The organism is Vibrio sp. 10N.286.52.F8, assembly GCF_041468745.1.
Taxonomy (GTDB): domain Bacteria; phylum Pseudomonadota; class Gammaproteobacteria; order Enterobacterales; family Vibrionaceae; genus Vibrio; species Vibrio crassostreae_C.
Window position 1 is genome coordinate 16,750 of sequence record NZ_JBFRJF010000011.1, and the last position, 20,509, is coordinate 37,258.

Here is a 20,509-nt window from a genome sequence, read left to right on the forward strand (position 1 = left end):
AGTGAGTGCGCGGTAAGCAATAAGTCAAAGCGACGTAGATTACGTCGCTTTTTTTGTGTCTTTGAACAATCGAATTCTTTACTAATCCGCTTCTGAAAATTCTCTAAGCGCACTCATTGCGGCTTCAGCTTTGTCTTTCTGAACGAAGATATGGTCGTGATAAAAGCCAGCAATCACGTTGGCGCTAATGCCGTAAGAACCAAGCTTGGTGGCAAAGGCTGCTGTTAATCCAACCGCTTCAAGACTGGAATGTACCGACAATGTAATCAGGCTAAACACACCATCGAAGTCTAGCTGAGCTTTGGTCGCAACTTCTTCTTTCAGAACCAGTGTTAAACCTTCTTTCTCACGAAAAGTCGAGATTGGATTGAGCTGAACATAGTCTGTTAACGCTCCGTCGACAGTACAGAAAACATAGTTGCCTTCAATGAGTTCTGGTGACATGGACTTTAACAAAATGTCTAAATCGGTAATGGCAGTCATAGTCAGTTTCCCTGCGTTAATAAGCTAATTGATGATGTATGCAGTCACGATAGAAGCAACTGACAGTTAAGTAAAATTAATGATTTTAATTCTGCATCAGTTTTACTAATGGCAAGTTTTCCTCCTTAGTGATGGCATCGTACTTCTACCAACTTGTCGATTGTTCCATCTCGTCAGATAAATGGTCGATAAAGGCTCTTAACAGCGGTGTGACTTGTTTACGCGTTCCATAAATAGCATGAACACCGAGCGTTTTAGGTTGCCATTCAGAAAGCAGTGGCACTAATAGACCATCACGCATCAAGGTTTCCACTGAAGGGAAGGGCAGTAAACAGATACCGTTGCCTTTGAGTGTGGCAGAAAGCAGAACCTCTGAGGTGTTTGCACTGATATTCCCTTTAATCGGAACCGATTCGAGCCCATTGGGGCCATTGAACGTCCAAGCGGTTTTGCCAAAGTAACTGAACGATAAACAGTTGTGGTGCGCTAGATCTTGGGCTTCTGTGGGTGTGCCTTTCTCTTTTAGATATTGAGGCGATGCGCAAATCACGGAGCGGCATTCACCGATCTGCTTCGCGACAATATTGGGCGTCAGTTCGTTGGTTATGCGAATGGCCAAATCGATGCGTGACTCAACCAGGTTGACGGTCTGATCAGTCGAGATAATGTCGATAGAAACCTCTGGCCATTTGGCGATGAAGCGACTAATTGATTCCATCAAGAAGCTATCGACAATCGAGTAGCTCGCAGTAATACGCAGCTGACCTTTTAAATGCTCTCGGTTTTGGTTTCTGATCCCAGCTAGGGATGTTTCCAGTGCCAAAAGTTCTCTGGCGACCTCAAGTGTTTCTTTACCTGCGCTGGTTAAACTCAAGCTTCGTGTTGTTCTGTGAAGCAAGCGTGTGTCCATCCATGCTTCTAACTCACCCAAATAACGAGTGACCTTGGTTCGTGAGAGATCAAGGTGCTCTGCCGCAGCGCTTAAACTGCCACGTTCCACTATGGTGACAAAGACATTCATTGCCTCGAGTTTATCCATTGTTTTATTGCCTAGAGAATTAAACCGACCTCAGTATATGTCCGAAAACTGCAACAGTTAAAGTTAATTTGATGTCTATTTCATCTAAAAACAATCAAATAAGATATTTGGACATTCAGCGAGTTGGCAGGTGTTCAACTCCAAATATCGGAATAAAGCCATGAATACGTTATCGAAAACCCTGTTATCAAAAAGCATGCTTTTAGGAACCATAAGCCTAGGAACCGTGCTGGCATCAAGTGTTGCGCTAGCGACAGAACTCAACATTACTCACTATAACCCCGGCGAGAACGCGATATTCCCGGCAAGCTCGGTATTGGTCTCGGGTGAGAAAGAAGTGATTCTGTTTGATGCGCAATTTAGTGTGGCTGATGGACAAAATTTGGTGGAGCAAATCAAAGCGACTGGCAAAAAATTATCGATGATTTACATCAGTAGCGGCGACCCAGATTACTACTTTGGTTTGGAACCGATAGTTTCGGCATTTCCTAACGTTAAAGTCGTTGCCAGTGAAGCCGTTGTCGCGCATATCAAACGCACCAAAGATGCAAAGCTTGAATACTGGGGGCCTATATTAGAAGGCAACGCGCCCTCTAAGGTGATTGTTCCAATGGTGATGAACGACACAACATTAAGCATCGAAGGTGAAACCATCGAAGTGAAAGAGATAAATACACACCAAGCTTACCTATGGGTTCCGTCTGAAAAAACGGTGTTTGGTGGCGTGTCGGTGTATAGCGGTGTGCATGTATGGATGGCAGATACTGCATCGAAAGAGATTCGTAGCCAGTGGTCACAATCGTTGGAGCGTATGAAAGCACTAGAGCCAGAGGTTGTAATTCCGGGTCACTATTTAGGTGAAATGCCAACAGGAATAAATGCAGTTCACTTCACGAAGGATTATGTGGCTGATATTGAAAAAGCGTTGGCGAGCAAAAGTAATCCAACATCGGTCGAGATCAGTGATTACATGAAGAAAGCCTACCCGAAATTTGAGGCTACGGAAGGCGATTTAGAACTTGGCGCGAAAGTGCTAAGCGGCGAGATGGCTTGGCACTAGAGTTGATTATCTCGGTTGTGTCCCAGAACAGTCTGAAGATTGTATGCTAGATTTATTGGTGATACACAACTGGAGATATCGATGATCTGGCTTTCAGTGAAAGTACTACAGATTGGACTTGTCTATGGATACAGGAAGTATCAAAAAACGAAAAGAGCTCCAGCTTAGGAGCTCTTTTTTTGTTTCGGAGAGACGACTTTCTATTTCAAGTGAGAAAGAAAATCAGCATTTACCCGGTTTACAGTTAGTAGTCAGATTAGCCTAGTAGCCAGATCCGCCCTGCAACTCAATATCACCAATAAGCGAAAGTATGTTGAAAATAGAACCCATTACTCCTCACATCGGCGCTCGTATTCACGAACTAGAGCTTTCTACATGCAGTGCTGATGAACTCGATAAGGTGTATCAGGCACTTATTGCCCATCAAGTGATCTTTCTCGACGGGCAGACTTTGTCTCCAGAACAACACTTGATGATTGCACAGCGCTTTGGAACGTTAGAACCTGCACATCCTTTCTTCCCTCGCGTGGAAAGTGCGCCACAGGTGAGTGTGATTGAAACAACCCGTGGCAATGCGCCAAAGGAAAGTTATTGGCATACCGACTTAACGTGGCGCAGCTTGCCGTCGAAAGCTTCCCTGTTGCATGCTCAACACATTCCAAGCATTGGTGGTGACACTATCTGGTGTTCTATGACTGCGGTTTTTGAATCTCTACATGAAGATATGAAAGCTAAGTTGAGAGGGTTGTCGGCGACTCATTCGCTTGTGGCCTTTGAAGGTATAGAATCAGAAGACATTGATCTCGATTGGCACAAATCCTTGATTAAAACAGCACAGGAGAATCCGCCAGTGGTTCACTCTGTTGTTCAAGTTCATCCTGAAACGGATAAAGAAACGCTCTGTATCAATGAACAGTTTACTCGTTATATCAACGAACTCGACCGCAAAGAGAGTGATGTTTTACTCAGCCAACTGTTTGAAATTGCGAGACGCCCTGAGTTTCAAGTTCGTTTCAAATGGGACAACGGCTCAATGGCGATCTGGGATAACAGGGTAACGCAACATTACGCAGTGATAGATTACGGGGATACTCCAAGAAAAATGCATCGAGTAACAGTGACATAGCAGTAAGCTGAACACAGTTATCAAAAGAACACCGCGCATGCCCATCCCTGAACCAAGCACTCGTACTTAAATTTAAGCGTCAGCAGGGTGCATCATTCATCTACGCTTAATAATAAAAACAAATGCGTTGGTACATATTTGATTGAAACCTCACTGCTCGGACGTGATGTGTAATATAATCGGCGCCAAAATATAAGTATAAAAACCAAATCATAGAATTAATAAACGTCAGGGCTTAGAGAGCAAAGTATTTCGTATGAACGCGATTCGTAAAGTTTACCAGTACGCAGAACCGAATTTAACCCTCGTGGGTTGGATGGGCTTTGTCGGCTTCCCAATTTACTACATTGTGTGGGAGTTTTTGTTCCCGCAACCCTACGAAAACTTAGCGCTTCGCCTGTTTTGCTCGGTATTGTTCTTTGGCATTATATTTCGCAATCGCGTCCCATTTGAATGGCGAAAATACCTTCCGGCTTATTATCAAGTTGCCGTAACTATCTGTTTGCCAGGTTTCTTCTTCTACATGCTGCTAATGAATAATTGGTCCAACGTTTGGGTTATGTCATTCATGTCGGCTATTTTCCTCCATATTTTATTGGTGCACGTGACGAGAGTGATGTTTGCACAAACCTTTGCCGGTATTGGGATTGCTACCTTGTGCGCTTGGATTGCACAAGGCTTCTACCTCGAACTCACAATGGATTGGACGCATGTGCCAATCTTTTTGTTTATCTACTTATTCGGCAACTTGTTCTACTTCCGCAATCAGGTGGAACATGAAAACAAGGTGTCATTGGCGAAGTCTTTTGGTGCGGGTATTGCCCATGAGATGCGAAACCCTCTAAGCGGATTACTTACCTCTATTGATGTCATGCAGTCCATATTGCCGAACCCTAAAAGTGGCGATCAAAGAGGGCAATATGCGTTAAGCAATGAAGAAGTGATTCAGTTGCGTGAAGTGGGCGATGAAGCGATGGAGATCATTCATTCCGGTAACGAAACGATAGATCTGTTACTGACTTCAATTGATGAAAACCGAGTCTCTCGATCTACGTTTAAGAAGCATTCAGCGCAAGCGGTGGTTGAGGATGCGATAGACAGTTTCAATTACAAGCGCTCTGCTGATAAGTCAGCAATCTCCTTGGATGTGCAGAGTAACTTTGAGTTCTTGGGTAGCGACACCTTGTTGAAATACGCCATGTATAATCTGTTCAAGAATGCGTTCCATCATCGTAGCCCTGAAGATTTTCATATTCATGTCACCATGTTCAGTGATGAAGTGACGAACCAGATAATGGTGACGGATAACGGCTCTGGTATTTCGAGCGATATCATTCGTCGTATTTTCCAAGACTTTTACACCACAGGCCAGTCGGGTAATTACGGTTTAGGTTTGCCATTTTGTCAGAAGGTCATGCGCTCGTTTGGTGGTGAGATTAAATGCCAGTCTGAAGTGGATCAATGGACACAGTTCACGATGATTTTCCCATCTTTGACTTCCAATTCGGTAGAGGAAATCAAGAGCGAACTGACTAAACTCAAGACGGTGCTGATGATCAGTGATCAGACAGTGCTTTCCAGTAAAATGACTGAAATCTCTCGCTTTATGGGTTTTGACCTAGAGATTTTGGATGTGGCATCAGCGCTTCAGAATAAGGAATATCAATTTGAGTTCGACTTGATTTTCGTTGATATGGAGAGCTTGGATTTAAGAGCTAGTTGCCTCGATAAGATTGAATCGTTACTTTCGTTCACTGAGGCGCGAATCATTTACTTGTATGAGCGTCATCCTATCAAGCGTGTACGTAACATTTCTTTCGAGCCTATTTGGGTGGAAACACAAGTCTGGCTACTAAATACTGAAGCGACCATTGACCGTTTACTGTTTGACTCCAACTACGTGATGCCATCGGTTGCTGTAAAACCGCTAGAGGCCACCACTAGACGTACGATTATGGTGGTCGATGACAATGAATCTCTACGCCGATTTACGGCAATGTTATTGGAAAAACAGGGCTTTGATGTTGTGCAAAAAGAAGACGGACAACAAGCCTTAGATGCGCTTGATACCGACGAAATCGACTTGATCCTAATGGATATTGAAATGCCAATCATGGACGGTGTTGAAGCTTCTCGCCGAATTCGCAGTGCCGACAAAGAATACTCTTCGGTGCCGATTATTGCTCACACGGGTGACAGTTCTCCCGTTACCTTGGAAAAGATGGAATCATCAGGCATGTCGGACTTTATTGTTAAACCTGCCGATAAAAACCGACTGTTTGATAAAATTGCTCACTGGATTTAGCGGGTGTAATAGTCTGAAGTTCACGGCCATTGGGTAGACATAGATTCAAGAAAGAGCTCAGCGAATTGCTGGGCTCTTTTTGTATCGCGACATGATAGCGTCCATTCAGTCCTGCCGTTGGTGTTGGTTATAAATATGGTTCGAAAAAGGTTACACGAACTCTAACTCGGGGTGATGGTACGCTTCGTGACAAACCGTGAGCACATGGTCAATGTCTCTTGGTGTCATATCGGCATTCACTGAAAAACGGATGATGTTTTTGTTCTTGCCAGTCGCAGGGCGGCAGAATACCGCACCGAACACATCACGTTCTTCTAAGAAGTCTCGCACACGCTCCGTGTTTCTTTCATTGCCGCACTCTAGCGCTACAATTTGAGACTCACTGCGGATATTAAAGCCAATTTGCTTTAGCCCCGTAGTCAGCGACTTAGCCCGATTGAATAAGGCTTCTCGTTTGTCTTCCGCACCTTTGATCACCTCCAACGTTTTCTCTAAACGAACCACTTCTTGTGGTAACACTGTTGAGCTAAAAATCGCAGGGTACGCCACAAACGGCAAGGTTTTAGACAGTTGTTTAGGGCCAAGGATTGCCCCAGCGCGATAAGCAAAGGTTTTTGCCAAGCTAACGGTGATGAAGTCGACTTGGTTGGTGAGCCCCAATGCTTGCACTAAGCCTGCACCATTCTCTCCATGTGTACCCAGTGAATGGGATTCATCAACGACGACCGCACAATCAAACTCTTGCGCCATTTCGTAGATGTCGCACAGTGGGGCAATGGTGCCTATTGTGCTGTAAACCGAGTCGACAACAATGACACCTGAGCCGTGGCGCTCTAACTGTTTGCGTAGGTGATTCATATTGTTATGCATAAACGGATGGGCAACTGCGCCGGCAGCCCGAATCCCTTCCCATAGCGACATGTGTGCAAGGAAATCAATATACACAGGTGTGCCCGGTGGGCAGATGGTTTGCAATAGCCCAATATTGGCCGCCCAGCCCGATTGAGAAAGCAAACAGCTCTCCATTCCAACATAGTTCGCAAGCTCAGTTTCGAACGCAGGTTTAGACTGCTCATCTTGTAAGAAAATCGCAGACATCACCACGTTGTCATCGTGCTCACAGATCGCCGCTTGATGGGCTTGTTGGATCTGTTTGTTGTGTGACAGCGCTAGGTAATCATTGCTCTGCATCACAACGGCACTGCGCTGGGGGCGTTTACCCAATACCAAATGCTTTTGGCTTTGGTTCTGGGTAATCAGGTCTTGAATATAGAAGTTCAAGCGTTCTTCGATAAAGGAAGGTAGTGGTTTGTTTTTTGTTTTATCACTCATAATAGTTCTCTTCAAATACAGGAAAACGCCAGCGCTGACGGCTGTATATTGACGATAAAAAGTGATGTGTCATTAGCCAAGTTGCATAATTTTGTGGGTGCTTGCAAACTCAGCATTTAAGGGTTTTGAGGCGAGTGGGTTTCCTTACGGTTTGGGGCTTTACCCGAATTAAGATAGGAATAATAGCCTTCTTTTTTATGACAAAAGGCTATTAGAATTCGGCATTCGAAGGCATTTAAAAAAGCGGATTTTGAAAGGCTACGTGCTACGTGCTGTTAGCTGTGAATATGGATAAGCTCGATTAAGGCATCCAATTGCTGCTTGGCTTCATCCTCTAACGGATACCCAATATTGAGGCGTAAGCAATTGCTGTAAAGGTCGAGAGTGCTGAACAGGTGTCCAAGCCTAATATCAATGTTCTTCTCGGTAATGCCCTGAGCAAAGGCTGACTGGTTCAAGCTTGGGATTTGCAGCCAAAGCACCATGCCACCTTGTGGATTACTTATCTTCACATCTTGAGGAAGGTGCTGAGCCAAATAACTTAGGTATTGTTGGCGCAAAGACAAGATCTGAGTGCATCTTCTCTTCACGTGCTTAGCGTATTGGCCAGATCCAATAAAGTCAGCAACCGCAAGCTGAGTGGGCAGGGCAACGCCGTAGCTCGCAGCTGAGAACTGAGCCTTGTATTCGTTGATAAACCTGCCCGGCAAGCACCATCCCAAACGGTAACTCGGTGACAAACTTTTCGATACTGATCCACACCATAAGACAAAACCGCCTTTGTCGTAGTATTTCGCGGGGAGCGGCATGTGTGAGGAGTAGGACAGTTCCAGATACACATCATCTTCAATGATCGGCACTCGATAGTGATTCGCTAATTCAGCCAGTTTCTGCTTTTGAGTGGCTGACATGTTGATCCCTTGAGGGTTCATATGAGAGGTACAAAAGATCGCGGCATCGACTTGTTTATTTTTCAAATGCGCTTCCAGTTGTTGCAAGTCGACACCATCATCTAGAGACGGGATCTCGATGATTTTTCGCGACATTTGTCTGAGCAATTCCAGAATACCGTTGAAACATGGCGAGCTAATAGCGATGGTGTCGCCTTCTTTAGTGCAAGATTCAAGTGCGGCCTTAATCGCAGACATACAGCCAGCCGTAATCACCATCTCTTCAGGTGAAAAGTGCACATCGAGCTTGGCAAAATGAGTGGATAATGCCTGTCGTAAAATCGGCTCACCTTGTGTATCTGGGTAATGGTTAAGCCTGTTGCTCATACGCCTAATAGCGCGACGAAAACTTCGTTCCAGTTCAACGATCGACTGCTCATCATTAGTGGTGCTCGAAACCCCTAAAGGCCCATTGATTGAGTTGTGAGTCGATGAGGTTTGCCTAACGCTGGACACCTTACTCTCAAACTGTGCCCACTCTGGGGTTGAGTGAGCAGGTTTATGAGGAGAAACAAAATATCCCGCTTGCGGTCGAGAATGAATCCAACCTTGTGATTCCAGTTTTTGGTAGCAGCTCACCACGGTCGACATGCTGATCGCCTGTTGCTTGGCGCTACTTAGTCAGTTATGGCTTTGTGTTCGGTGTGGGTATCTGGGGTATGGCTTCATGGTCGATCACTGCTGGTTTATCGTCTGGGCTTTCATCGGTCTTGCTTTCAACCAACGTATTAATCGGCATGGCGGTTGGCGTGTGGTTGTTCAAGGAGAGTGCTTCTATTCGTAAATTATTGGGTGCGATGCTAGCTATGTGTGCATTGGCGGTATTGGTATCTGCAGCTACGGGTAATGTCACCGTTAATGGCGTGATCTTGATTATGATTGCGGCGTGCAGTTGGACCTTGATGGGCGTGATCGTTAAGGCATCGAAAACCACTCAAGCTTTTGCGTTCAATGTCTGGGGGATGCTGTTTGCTCGTAAGCGTGTCACGAACCCCGCATTCTAATTAACCAGCACGAAGAATAAGATCATCTCTCCAACCCAAAGGAGAGTTGAAATGGTAAAACGACGCACCGACCTAGAATGGCAATCACTGTTTGAGCAATATGAAAGCAGCAGTGTTACCCAACGCGCTTTTTGTGAAGAGCATGGACTGAGTTTATCCACGTTCTTTGCCAAACGGCGTCAACTCCAAACAGCAAACCAATCGGAATCTGTCGGATTTGTTAGAGCCGAAATCGTTGAAAAGACAACCAAGTATCAGGCCCAGATAGCTACGGCGAACATGACACTTCTCATCAATGATGTGGAGCTGAGCATTCCTCAAGGCACGCCAGCCACCTATCTTGCTGAACTCATTGGAGCGTTGTCATGAAAGGTATGCTCAGCGCTCCAGACATTTACCTTTATCGTGAAAGCGTCGATTTTAGAAAGTCCATCAACGGCCTTGCAGCGATTATCGAAAATGATACTGACTTGCCTCTTGGCAGCGGTGCGCTGTTCCTGTTTACCAATAAACAGCGCGATAAGATTAAAGTGTTGTACTGGGATAAAACAGGCTTCGCCCTCTGGTATAAACGCCTTGAAAAAGCCAAGTATAAGTGGTCTTCAAAAGAGAAAAATCAGGTGTTTACCCTCACTCAATTTGAGCTTGATAGACTGCTTTCAGGCTTCACAATTATCGGCCACGAACCCATCAAAATAAACGATTTTACAATGAGTTAATCGAGAATAAAGCCTTATTCTCCAAGCGTTAACGGCACGATTTTAGTATAATCAATGCTATGAAAAAGACGCCAAATATCAACCCAGAAAGCCAAGATGTTGCCGAGCTACAAGCGATGGTAGCTGCTCTGATGTCGGAGAGAAATGAGTGGAAACAAGAGCGCCAATCGCTGCTTGAACAACTCAAACTCGCCTTCGACCGTCAGTTCGCGAAACGCTCGGAGGCATTAAAGCCTTACGATGAATCACAAGGTGACCTCTTCAACGAAGCGGAATGTGAAGCCGTTAAAGAAGACGAGGTTGAGGTGACAACCACGACCACAACGAAAAAGCGCGGTAAACGTAAACCTCTGCCTAAGACCTTGCCTCGTGAGGTTATCGAACTTGATGTAGACGACCATGAAAAGCAGTGCGCTTGCTGCAATCATAGCCTGCATAAAATCGGTGAAGACCGCAGCGAGAAGCTAGAGTTCACGCCAGCGGTACTCAAAGTGTTGGAATATGTTCGTCCTAAGTACGCTTGCCGCCAGTGCGAGAAAACAGGTGACAGCAGCCGTATCGTTCAGAAGCCATCCCCTCAGAGTCTCATCCCTAAAAGCTTCGCCACAGAAAGCTTGCTGACCAACATCATTCTTGGCAAATACCAATACGCGATGCCACTTTATCGCCAAGAATCGCTGTTTACCCCGTCGGGTATCGAGCTATCACGCACCACCATGGCAAGGTGGGTTATCCAAGTCAGTGAGAAGTTCGCCCCGCTGTATGCCGCCTTGAAAGAGCACCTGCTTCAACAAGTGGTGGTTCAGGCGGATGAAACGCCGCTCAATGTGCTCAAAGAAGAGAAGAAGTGTTATATGTGGCTCTACTGCTCAGGCGCTGACTCACCCGAAGCGGCACTGCCGAATGTGAAAAATATTGCCTTGTACGACTATCAAAACAGTCGCGCGAGGGCGTGTCCCGTGGACTTTTTAGGTGACTACAACGGTTATCTACAAACCGATGGCTACGCGGCTTATGATGGTCTGCATCACGTCACCAATGTAGGGTGCTTAGCGCATGCTCGTCGCAAGTTCATGGATGCGAAGAAGCTTCAAGGGAAAGGTAAATCGGGCAAGGCTGATAAGGCGCTGGCTAAAATCCAAAAACTCTACGGGATAGAATCACGCTTAAAAGGTGCGCCTGCCCAAGAGCGAAAAGCAGAGCGTCAAGCGCTTGCCAAGCCGATACTGGATGAGCTTTACCAATGGATGACGACCCAGAAGGTGATTGGCTCTAGCCCACTAGGCAAAGCGATAAAATATACGCTTGGGCAGTGGTCAAAGCTTATTCGTTATATCGACGATGGTCACTTATCTATTGATAATAATCGCGCTGAACGCGCAATTAAACCACTGGTTATTGGCAGGAAAAATTGGCTGTTCTCTAACACACCAAACGGTGCTGATGCGAGCGCGATGCTTTACAGCATCATCGAGACCGCGAAAGCCAACGGTCTTATCCTCTACGACTACATGGTCAAGTGCATGAAAGAGCTGGCGAAAGCTGAGCCTGATATCGACGCACTCCTGCCTTGGAACTTCAAACACTGACAAGTCGCCCCGTGGGTTCATGGGGCGGATACGCTGGGTCTGAGAAGATTTGGGGTAAAACTGAGCTAGCTTGCACTTTTTGAGAAAAGTGCCACGAGTAAAACTTCGGGTCTATGAAGCCTCTGTCGAGTAGACGACACTTGTTACCAAGTGCCGCCCCTCTAAGAACCGTACGTGCAACTTTCACTGCATACGGCTCAAGCCTCCACTAAGGCATCATTGATACCCAGCAACTTATAACGCAGTCGGGACAGGCTCTTTCCAAGAGTTACGAGCTAGCCTTTTAGATTTTCTCTTCACCAAATATTCTTGGTATTGAGGGTCAAAAGGGGTCGCTGCATTCCTGATTTTTACGTGTCGCTCGATGGGCACTTTAGCTATTTGGAACAGATTGAAGTGACAGTCCATGTCCATGATTTTCTGCCAACCGTGAAATTGCCACTGGCCTTTACGATTGAGAAAATACTTATGAACAACCCAGTCTTTGGACTTGGTTGGATAACGTCTAACTGCCCAGTGCCATAACGCTTGGAATAGTTTGTGGCCGACATACCCGAATACTTGTTTAGCAACACAGTGGCGATAGTAATTCGCCCACCCTCTAAGTTTCGGATTTATCAACTTGATAAGATCGTTAACAGGGATGGTTGCGTGCTTTTTAATAAGTTCACGTAGATTTCTAAGGAATAACAGCGTGTTAGATTTGCTCGGTTTAATGAGCAATTTCCCTTTGTACTTCCTGTGATTGAAACCCAGAAAGTCAAAGCCATCATCAATATGAGTGACCTTCGTTTTCTCTTCGGAGAGGGTTAACCCTCTTTCTGCCAGAAAGTCAGCAATCAACGGTTTGATATCGTTCACTAGCACTTCCTTTGAAGAGCAGGTGACCACGAAATCATCCGCATAACCAATAAAGTTGGCCCTAGCACCCATTTTCAGAGCTGTAGATTTTATTTGTTGCTCTATTCCCGCGAGAGTCATTAGCATCAAGGTTGGAGATATTATTCCACCTTGAGGTGTACCCTCATCGGTATCATAGAACAGACCCTTATCCACATAGCCAGACTGTAACCATTGCTCTAACATACGTTTATCTACCGTGATATTGTCCATAAGCCATTGATGCCCGATTTTGTCGAAGCAAGCCTTAATATCTCCCTCAAGAACCCATTTCGCTGATCGCTTTAGAGCCAAACATTTGAAACACTGACTGACGGCGTCAGCCGTACTGCGATTTGGCCTAAACCCATAGCTATTGAGGTCGGCAAGCGTTTCGGACACTGGTTCTAATGCTAGAAGGTGGAGGGCTTGTTGCGCTCTATCAATCATGCATGGAATACCCAATGGCCTGAGCTTACCGTTCTTTTTGGGGATGTAGATACGTTTGAGTGGTTTTGCAGAGTAAGCCTTGCGGCTCAGTTGATTGACTGCTTTCATACGGCGTACATCTGTGTTCCAGGTGACACCGTCTATTCCAGACGTTTTACTGCCTTTATTCTGAGAGACTCGCTTAACCGCAAGAAGCTTGGCTGAGCGAGAATGAGTCAAGAGCCACTGTAAGGACTTCACCTTACCGTATTTCTTTTCTCTCGTTGCTTTTGCGATACGCATTTGAAGCTTCAATACGTGTGCTTCAACGGATTTCCAGTCGATGGACTGCCATTGAGCGCCGTCAGAAGATGCACTAATCTCTTTCGAGATCACCATTTGCTTTTCTCCTTGAATAAAGTTCTTCAAATTCTCTCGCAATGGGAGACCAGTCGGAAGTGGGCTCACTTTCGTGATCAGACATAAGTCTGTATCTGCATCATTACAATGCAGCTTTCGCTTTTTCCGACCTCCTATACCTGCATCACTATCGGCCACAAAGGCTTTCCCAAAGGGAGTGATACAGGCTTACCCTGTTCCGTATGTTACGTAAAATGTCAGCTTAGATGCCCACTATAGTGCGGAGAGTACGGCGACCACGAAAAAGTACTGTCCAACCTCTTTCCAACTCTCATTGCCTTTTGGCCACAGCGTATTAACCACTTCCGCTGCTTCATCATATAACGCACCTTGAATGGATTCACATACGTTCATCATACTGACTACCTAGCACTTACCCGAATTGTGGTTTTCAGGAGGAACGTCCTCTCACGATTCTTTTCCCACTCAGCCCAACGGCCAAGTTTCGTTACATTGTCCGAGCCGCTGCTTTATTCAGGCTCGTAGGTTCATCTGGTGATACAGATGGTTCACTCGTTAAGCGGTGAACAACGCTTCATACGACCTCAGGTCGCACGGACAAAAATGAGTTAGAGAGCTTTCAATTCTTAGACGATTTAACGGAAATGTATAACGTTATTTTATCTAGTTTCCCCTCAATGATTGAAATACACATTTACTAACAGTTTGAAACCGTCATTCCATAAACTAGATAGCCTAATAGTAGTAAACTAAACACCATGAAAATCAGATAAAACAATACATTATATTAATGAAAAAGCTAACTTTAATCACCGCATCAGCACTATTATTAGGATGTGATGGCGGTTCAGACTCAGGCAATCAAGGCACAAGAGGCATCGCCAACGTAAACACCAAAAATGCTGTTGTTTTTATGCAGCAAGCTCAAACAGGTGCTCGATCTTCGGATATCCAAACTTGTGGTGATTACTTCACTCAAGTAGGCGAGCAAGGGCACAATCAACCAGATATTTCCAACCTCTTCGACTTTCATTACGTTGCGGGTGCAACCAAATGTGAAATAGTAGAAACAGTAGCAAGCCAGAACAACCTCTTCCTTAAAGGTGCATTTATTGGATTTGAGCTGGAAGCTGATGGTAGTGGTGATGTCTCACATGTGGATTCATGCGTAATACTTAAAGTCCCAATGCACAGCAGCGAAAAAGGCGGTGGTATCGAATGTATTGCTAGGGGCAATGATGACGATGATCACAGGATTCATTTAACCAACTCAGGTATGTCAGTTGATAAGAATGGCACTTTACGATTCATCCGACACAACCAGTACGACAAACAGTCATGGTTGATGGAATACGATGAGAACATTAATGACGTGAAAACACTGGTTGAGCTTAATTTCAAGCGAGAGAGAGATGGACAACCTGAGAGTTACATCACTTACTCCACTGACGGTGATAAAACAATCATCATTGCTATTGGCGATGTTTACTATGACAGTGAGCCACAGAATTACACCGCAGTAGGCTTGTATAATGACGGAGTAATGAACTATTACCATACCACTATGGATTTCATCGAACATGCTGACTTGATTGGTGATTGGGCATTTACTTACGAAAAGAAAGATCGAACTACGATTACAGACTTAAGCTCAAACAGTAACTACGGTGACAACGTTGGTTCGATAGACTTCTATGGCAATGATCGAGTTTACGAACAGAATGGTAAAATCTTCACTTTAGTTAAACCCTCTAGTAACGAGGATTATTCAAACACCAAGAGTCTTAGCTTAATTAACCCAGAAACTGGCGAGACAACACCTGTAATGTCAAATGAGCACTATGATTTTTACAATCTCGCTGAATCTGATTTAAACGGTGAAAGTGTTCACTGGGTAGTCTATGTTGATAAAGGTGGTGACCATTTAGCTAGAAAGATCGGGGTTTTAGGTGATGACTTAGGTTTAAAGGAAGGGTTCGAGGATTTACTGGGTGACAAACTGGAATATAGACAAGTTCCATTCCTTACACCTGTCGTGGGTGGCATGAAGGTTCATACTAACGGCGATAAAGCTCAAACCTTTTACCTATCAAGCTTCGATGGTCAAATTATTGATACAGAAGATACTCTAAATGAGCTGAAGGCACTGACTAGGATTCAAAAAGAGAACTAACAAAGCTTCATTCGTCAATGCCCCGGAACTCGTTTTGGGGCATTTCTGAGGTAGAACATACCACGGGTAATAATTCAACCTGTGAAGGTTTTGGACAAAAGCTTGTCTGCGATTGATTAACCAAGGGATGGGATTCGGGCTTCCAGAACGACTCTTGCACCAAAGGTGGCTGATAACTACTTTAGTATGAATTAGTATCGAAAATACTAATTAGTAAATTATTTTAAATCAATGACATCTTATTAAAACTAGCTCCCTTCTGGATAATATTCGCTTCCTGAAGTAGGGGGTACTTCTCTTCCTCTTTTTATTTCTCGAACTATACGACTCATCATTAACATCACTCTTTAACTTGTTGAAAAAAAATCTCTATAGTGCTTTTTCTTTTTACATCCAGCGTAAGTGGGCTTTGGAAACTCATTATGAATCGGATTCCATAAGTTATTGGGCATTTATACCTAATAACAACCCAAGAATTGTACTGTGAAAGCACTGTACTTTTGACACTTGGAACTTTAGGCATTAATTACGCCCCGTGGGTTTGTGGGGCGCTTACGTTTGCTCCAGTGCCATTAGTGTTATTTGCCGTGATGTTACATGGTGACCAAATTATCTGGCAGGGCATCGAACAATGGGATTGGAACACGACGATTGCGGTGCTGTTTCAGGCTTACCCAACCACGCTATTTGGTTATTGGGTATGGAATAAGCTGCTAATCCAATACCCTTTAAGCACGACCGCGCCGTTAACCTTGTTAGTGCCTATCTTCGCATTGATTAGCGGTTACTTTATGTATGATGAGGTGCTGTCTGTGGCTCAGGTTGTTGCATCAATACTGTTTCTTGTCGGAATTGGTTTGATTGTGAAACCTGCGAATGTAACGAATACCAAAGCGACACAAACACTTGCTGAACAAAAATGATTGAAGAAAGCTGATATTGCATGAGCAGCTTTGAATGACAAATAAGACCTCGCACTTGTGAGGTCTTATTCTATGTCGAAGAAGTGAAGTTATTTAAATAACCAACTTACTAAGCAATCAACTAACCATACACGCAAGTAACTGGCTCTCAAGATCATCGTCTATTTCTAGACCGATCATTTCTATTCTGATTTCGATACACTCATCGAGTTCTGATTCCGTCAAGCCATCCTCTGTTAAGTTGTAACCGAAAACCTCAAAAGAACATAGGCTTTTATAAGTGAATTCGAATTAAATTCTGAAATGATACAAATCTTATATTTAATAACGCTTATTTAGTAACCTTTGTTGAGTCCCATATCAAATCAAGTGGCTGATTTTATTGGGTATCGGAGAAAAGTCTCAAAAATTATTATTTAGTTCGCTAAAGTTTTAAATTCTATTAATGGTTGTTTGTATGGAATATAACTCCATTTCGTTACTGTTGAGTAGATGGTTTTTAGCTATATATGTGAAATTTGAAGCGAGTTATCTTTCTGATTTGAAAGAATAATTAAATAGTTAAGATAAAAAAGTTGGCGAAAATCAGAAGCTTGGCATACACTTTCCTAGTAAATGACCTTATCTCATTGATTGAATAGGGTAAATGCTTTGGCGCTACTGGCGATGGTAGCAATGTTTAACATAGCTTTGAGGAAAGTTTTATGGCACTCACGAAGGCCGATTTGGCTGAGAACCTGTTTGAGACACTCGGATACAGCAAGCGGGATGCCAAGGAAACGGTGGAAGTGTTTTTCGAAGAAGTTCGTAAAGCGCTCGAAAATGGCGAACAGGTAAAACTGTCTGGTTTTGGTAATTTTGATCTTCGCGAGAAAAACGAGCGACCTGGTCGTAACCCGAAAACTGGTGAAGACATTCCAATTTCTGCTCGACGTGTTGTTACTTTTAGACCGGGACAAAAACTAAAGGCCCGTGTCGAAAATATTAAAATCGAGAAGTAGCCAAGCAATAGACCACGCCTAGCGTGGTCTTTTTGTATCTGCATAGAGTTTAAGCTAAACGCATTTCTTTAATTTTTAGTAACCTTTCTCAAACTCCATCTATTTACTGTCCGGTAAGAACTTGCTTTAGATGCGAAAACAGAGGCTAGGCCTCTGACTTTGAATCTTCACTCTAAAGGGCTTGTTGAACCTTACTTGCGATGTCTTCAGACACCCAAGGCTTCCATACCTGTGGTGAGCTTTCTAGAAAGTAATACATGGCTTCTTCGGCGTCGGCTTGGTTGTCTTCCATCCAGGCCAGCAACTCACTCATTTGTTTATTGGTAAAACCACGCTTTTCAAAGTATTGGTAGGCAAGAGGTTCGTTATTAGCAAAGGCTTCTGTGGTGATTGTGTGAACCGGTGCTGGTGGATACATGGTCACTTTAGGAGATTCACAATCAGGTTGTGTCGTACAGTTACGGAATTCCTCAATGTCAGTACCACTTCCGAAATCAACCTTCACCATTTCATACTTACCTAGCACAGGCGTAGGCGACCAGTAATATCCAAACCATGCTTTTTTGCGTTCGTAAGCTTTCGCTATCGTACCTGCTAAAGCGGCGCCTGAGCCGGGATCAACCATTTCAAAATTGTGATCTTCTAACTTAAGCGCATCGAACAGGTGACCGGAGGTAATCTGACAAGTCCAACCCGCAGGGCAGCTATAAAACGCAAACTTCTCATCATCTTCTGGGTGTTCAAACAGCTTTGCGTTTTTAATCACACCTTCAATGGTTGTAAGCTCTGGGTACTGTTCAACAAGGTAGTTTGGTACCCAGAAACCTTCTTCACCGCCGTTGACCAAAGACTTGCCCGCGTAACGTAGACGCTTATCCGCAACACCCTTATCCAACGCTTCTTTGATGCCATTAGTCCAAAGCTCTGGCGCAACATCAGGTTGACCTTTTTCAATCATTGACGTGCCCGTAGGGACGCTATCACCGGGGATTAAGTCCGCTTCACAGCCGTAGCCGTTATTCAAAATGAATTGGTCGACATGAGCAATAAGGCTCGCCGAGTTCCAGTTCATGTCTGCAATGGTGATCTTTCCGCATTCGTCAGCACTAGCGTGTACAGAAAACGCAGCAAGTAGCGCGATGGAAAGCATGGATTTGTTATTCGGCATTGACGTAATTCCTTTTCTTGTCAGAAGCTTATTCGCTATAGAAACAGAAATGTTCGACGGAGAAAAGAGACTGAGATCTAAATTTAAACGATCTGATTATTTGGGATAGGAAGTGGAGAGGCTACTCAACAAGTACTAAAAAGGGCTGCGAGTGCAGCCCTTGTGATGTTTATTGGAATAGCCTATCTATGTGTTAAGCCGCTTTAATGTGCGTTGTAATGTACGGTTGCCATGCTTGTTGGTAAAGCTCTAAAGATTGGCGTCGTAGGCTATTGATTTGTGCCGCTTCGATATCGTTGATTGGGCGATGTTCTGCAATTGCGTGACGCTCAATACCTTGGATAATTTCGTACAGTTCGTGCTCAGGACCACTTTTCACATCAGCAATCGCTTTTAAGTGAAGTTGAACCTCTGCAATGATGTTGGTTTTAGGCAAACGAACCAACAAGTTAAGGTCACGGTAACCAGAGTCAGCCGGCGATTTAAACTTATTTTTCAGCTTAACAACGTCTGCTTCACGGCTTAGCGCTTCGTAAACTTCAACCAAGCTCTCTACATCGTTCGCGATGATAGTTGCACGGGCTAAGTCGGTAATTTTTGTCACATCACCATCAAGCTCAAGGGCGATTTTTTCTTCTGCGCGAGCTTGAGATTTAACGCCAGCAAATAGCGCTTCAGAATTGGTGAGTAGGGCAGTACTTTTACAGATAGTTTCTAGTTCAGCTTGGCCTTGATGCGCTTTGCTGTACAAAATATCGAAGTCGGTGTAAGGCTGAGTCGGGCGTGAGTCGAAGGCCTTGATGCCGTAAAGGCCGCTCAAACTATGACGGAATACGTTTGAAGATACTTGGTTTTGCGCAGGAGTGCGCGTTTGATCTGTTGAACTTGTTGAAACAGGTGCTGCTGCGAATGCAGGCGCTCGGCTCAATACCAAAAGCATTAGGGCCGTCGTACGGAGAAATACACTCATTCAAACTCCAAAATACAAGGTTACAAAAAACGGGTAGTCAAAAGGGGTAACCAGTAACGCACAAGAGTAAAAACAGCTTAACTAATTTCACTACATATTAAATGAGGCTAGCTAAGACAGAAACCAATTCTAACGTTTAATATTGCTTTAAAATGTGAAGATATAGCCAAATAACCCAACCGTTAGTTCCGCAATTATCAGAACTTTGAACTTAGCCAGTTTCTGATTTTATCGAAATCAATTTAGTACTTTAAACCAAGCTAAGGTTGCTCTTACCTCTCTATACTGTACCCTTGCATTATGACTGTTTAACATGAACGAAAGATGAATAATCCTGAATTTTGGCACAATAAATGGGCAGCCAACCAAATTGGTTTCCACCTCGAAGATGTAAACCCACTTCTGATTAAATTTTGGGAAAAGACTGAGCCTAGCTGCGAGAAGAGTGTGTTTGTTCCACTTTGTGGCAAAAGTGAAGATCTGATTTGGCTAGCTTCAAAGCATGAAGATGTTCAAGGTGTCGAGTTAAGCCAGATTGCGGTTCGCGCATTTTTTGCAGAGCACCTTTATACCCCGACTGTGACTCAAATTAGCGGTCAGCACGAGCTCTACCAATTCGATGAACTGAACATCTACACGGGCGATTACTTTTCAGCGCCAATCCAACCTGTCGATACCATTTATGATCGCGCGTCTTTAGTCGCATTGCCTGAAGAGATGAGAGTGCAGTATGTCGAGCGTTTGAAACAACTGCTGAAACCGGGCGGTAAGATCCTTCTGGTGACTCTGGATTATGATCAAAGCGAGATGGCGGGGCCTCCGTTTAGCGTACCTAAGTTAGAGATTGCTCAATTGTTTGCAGGATACAAAATTACATTGTTGAATCAAGATATAGCGAACGATGAACATCCGAAGATTGCTAAGAAAGGCTTGTCTCGCTTCTTTGAAGAAGTGTATTTGATTGAGTCAGACGCTTAA

At 44.3% G+C, this 20,509-nt stretch carries 16 protein-coding genes and 4 pseudogenes; 11 read left to right on the forward strand and 9 right to left on the reverse strand.

Going from position 1 to position 20,509, the window contains the following annotated elements; translation table 11 throughout:
* Nucleotides 1-81: 81 nt before the first annotated feature.
* Complete coding sequence (locus AB4133_RS06305) at nucleotides 82-483, reverse strand: ACT domain-containing protein (RefSeq protein ID WP_372224080.1); 402 nt, start codon at nucleotides 481-483, stop codon at nucleotides 82-84.
* Nucleotides 484-628: 145 nt separating this feature from the next.
* Nucleotides 629-1,522: a LysR family transcriptional regulator gene (locus tag AB4133_RS06310; protein ID WP_017069834.1), complete on the reverse strand. Its 894-nt coding sequence runs from the start codon at nucleotides 1,520-1,522 to the stop codon at nucleotides 629-631.
* 160 nt (nucleotides 1,523-1,682) lie between these two features.
* Between AB4133_RS06310 and AB4133_RS06315 the strand changes: the two genes are divergently transcribed.
* From AB4133_RS06315 to AB4133_RS06325, 3 genes are all read left to right on the forward strand, one after another.
* Nucleotides 1,683-2,582, forward strand: coding sequence for a Vmh family MBL fold metallo-hydrolase (locus AB4133_RS06315; RefSeq protein WP_017066263.1), 900 nt, complete (start codon nucleotides 1,683-1,685; stop codon nucleotides 2,580-2,582).
* A 310-nt stretch (nucleotides 2,583-2,892) separates the two neighbouring features.
* The gene (locus tag AB4133_RS06320) at nucleotides 2,893-3,708 is read left to right on the forward strand and encodes a TauD/TfdA family dioxygenase (protein ID WP_017059123.1); all 816 of its coding nucleotides are present in this window, start codon (nucleotides 2,893-2,895) and stop codon (nucleotides 3,706-3,708) included.
* Between the two features lie 256 nt (nucleotides 3,709-3,964).
* Nucleotides 3,965-6,013 carry a response regulator gene (locus AB4133_RS06325; RefSeq protein WP_372224081.1) on the forward strand — a complete coding sequence of 683 codons (2,049 nt, stop codon included), beginning with the start codon at nucleotides 3,965-3,967 and terminating at the stop codon, nucleotides 6,011-6,013.
* Nucleotides 6,014-6,163: 150 nt separating this feature from the next.
* Here AB4133_RS06325 and cqsA read toward each other — a convergent pair whose 3' ends face one another.
* Together cqsA and AB4133_RS06335 are read right to left on the reverse strand one after the other, a co-directional pair.
* A complete protein-coding gene (gene cqsA, locus AB4133_RS06330; RefSeq protein WP_372224082.1) occupies nucleotides 6,164-7,345 on the reverse strand; it encodes an alpha-hydroxyketone-type quorum-sensing autoinducer synthase in 1,182 nt (393 codons plus the stop codon).
* A gap of 275 nt (nucleotides 7,346-7,620) precedes the next feature.
* Nucleotides 7,621-8,907, reverse strand: a pseudogene (locus tag AB4133_RS06335) (PLP-dependent aminotransferase family protein); the annotation flags it as partial.
* Here AB4133_RS06335 and AB4133_RS06340 point away from each other — a divergent pair.
* The 4 genes and pseudogenes from AB4133_RS06340 to tnpC form a co-directional block, all read left to right on the forward strand.
* A pseudogene (locus tag AB4133_RS06340) lies at nucleotides 8,898-9,269 on the forward strand (hypothetical protein); the annotation flags it as partial. The pseudogenes AB4133_RS06335 and AB4133_RS06340 sit on opposite strands and share 10 nt — an antisense overlap.
* 81 nt (nucleotides 9,270-9,350) lie before the next feature.
* Nucleotides 9,351-9,668, forward strand: a complete 318-nt coding sequence (tnpA, locus tag AB4133_RS06345; RefSeq protein WP_120459697.1) for an IS66 family insertion sequence element accessory protein TnpA — start codon at nucleotides 9,351-9,353, stop codon at nucleotides 9,666-9,668.
* Complete coding sequence (tnpB, locus tag AB4133_RS06350; protein WP_372224083.1) at nucleotides 9,665-10,018, forward strand: IS66 family insertion sequence element accessory protein TnpB; 354 nt, start codon at nucleotides 9,665-9,667, stop codon at nucleotides 10,016-10,018. The genes tnpA and tnpB overlap by 4 nt, the downstream gene beginning before the upstream one ends.
* A gap of 59 nt (nucleotides 10,019-10,077) precedes the next feature.
* Entirely contained in the window at nucleotides 10,078-11,607 is a 1,530-nt protein-coding gene (gene tnpC / locus AB4133_RS06355) for an IS66 family transposase (protein ID WP_372224084.1), read from the forward strand.
* A 234-nt stretch (nucleotides 11,608-11,841) separates the two neighbouring features.
* Here tnpC and ltrA read toward each other — a convergent pair whose 3' ends face one another.
* Together ltrA and AB4133_RS06365 are read right to left on the reverse strand one after the other, a co-directional pair.
* Nucleotides 11,842-13,314, reverse strand: a complete 1,473-nt coding sequence (gene ltrA, locus AB4133_RS06360) for a group II intron reverse transcriptase/maturase (protein ID WP_372224085.1) — start codon at nucleotides 13,312-13,314, stop codon at nucleotides 11,842-11,844.
* 234 nt (nucleotides 13,315-13,548) lie between these two features.
* Nucleotides 13,549-13,692 (reverse strand): hypothetical protein, encoded by a 144-nt coding sequence (locus AB4133_RS06365; protein WP_162497971.1) that lies wholly within the window; start codon nucleotides 13,690-13,692, stop codon nucleotides 13,549-13,551.
* Between the two features lie 394 nt (nucleotides 13,693-14,086).
* On the opposite strand from AB4133_RS06365, the gene AB4133_RS06370 reads away from it, so the two are divergent.
* Complete coding sequence (locus tag AB4133_RS06370; protein ID WP_372224086.1) at nucleotides 14,087-15,469, forward strand: hypothetical protein; 1,383 nt, start codon at nucleotides 14,087-14,089, stop codon at nucleotides 15,467-15,469.
* Between the two features lie 551 nt (nucleotides 15,470-16,020).
* Nucleotides 16,021-16,392 (forward strand): annotated as a pseudogene (locus tag AB4133_RS06375) (EamA family transporter); the annotation flags it as partial.
* Nucleotides 16,393-16,509: 117 nt separating this feature from the next.
* Here AB4133_RS06375 and AB4133_RS06380 read toward each other — a convergent pair.
* Nucleotides 16,510-16,647: pseudogene (locus AB4133_RS06380) on the reverse strand (GTP-binding protein); the annotation flags it as partial.
* A gap of 449 nt (nucleotides 16,648-17,096) precedes the next feature.
* Between AB4133_RS06380 and ihfA the strand changes: the two are divergent.
* Nucleotides 17,097-17,393 carry an integration host factor subunit alpha gene (ihfA, locus tag AB4133_RS06385; protein ID WP_004734853.1) on the forward strand — a complete coding sequence of 99 codons (297 nt, stop codon included), beginning with the start codon at nucleotides 17,097-17,099 and terminating at the stop codon, nucleotides 17,391-17,393.
* 172 nt (nucleotides 17,394-17,565) lie between these two features.
* Here ihfA and AB4133_RS06390 read toward each other — a convergent pair whose 3' ends face one another.
* On the reverse strand, nucleotides 17,566-18,561 hold the full coding sequence (locus tag AB4133_RS06390; RefSeq protein ID WP_372224087.1) for an ABC transporter substrate-binding protein: 996 nt from the start codon (nucleotides 18,559-18,561) through the stop codon (nucleotides 17,566-17,568).
* Nucleotides 18,562-18,754: 193 nt separating this feature from the next.
* Entirely contained in the window at nucleotides 18,755-19,531 is a 777-nt protein-coding gene (locus AB4133_RS06395) for a RelA/SpoT domain-containing protein (protein WP_017059130.1), read from the reverse strand.
* 324 nt (nucleotides 19,532-19,855) lie between these two features.
* Here AB4133_RS06395 and AB4133_RS06400 point away from each other — a divergent pair, with 324 nt between their 5' ends.
* On the forward strand, nucleotides 19,856-20,509 hold the full coding sequence (locus AB4133_RS06400; RefSeq protein WP_372224088.1) for a thiopurine S-methyltransferase: 654 nt from the start codon (nucleotides 19,856-19,858) through the stop codon (nucleotides 20,507-20,509).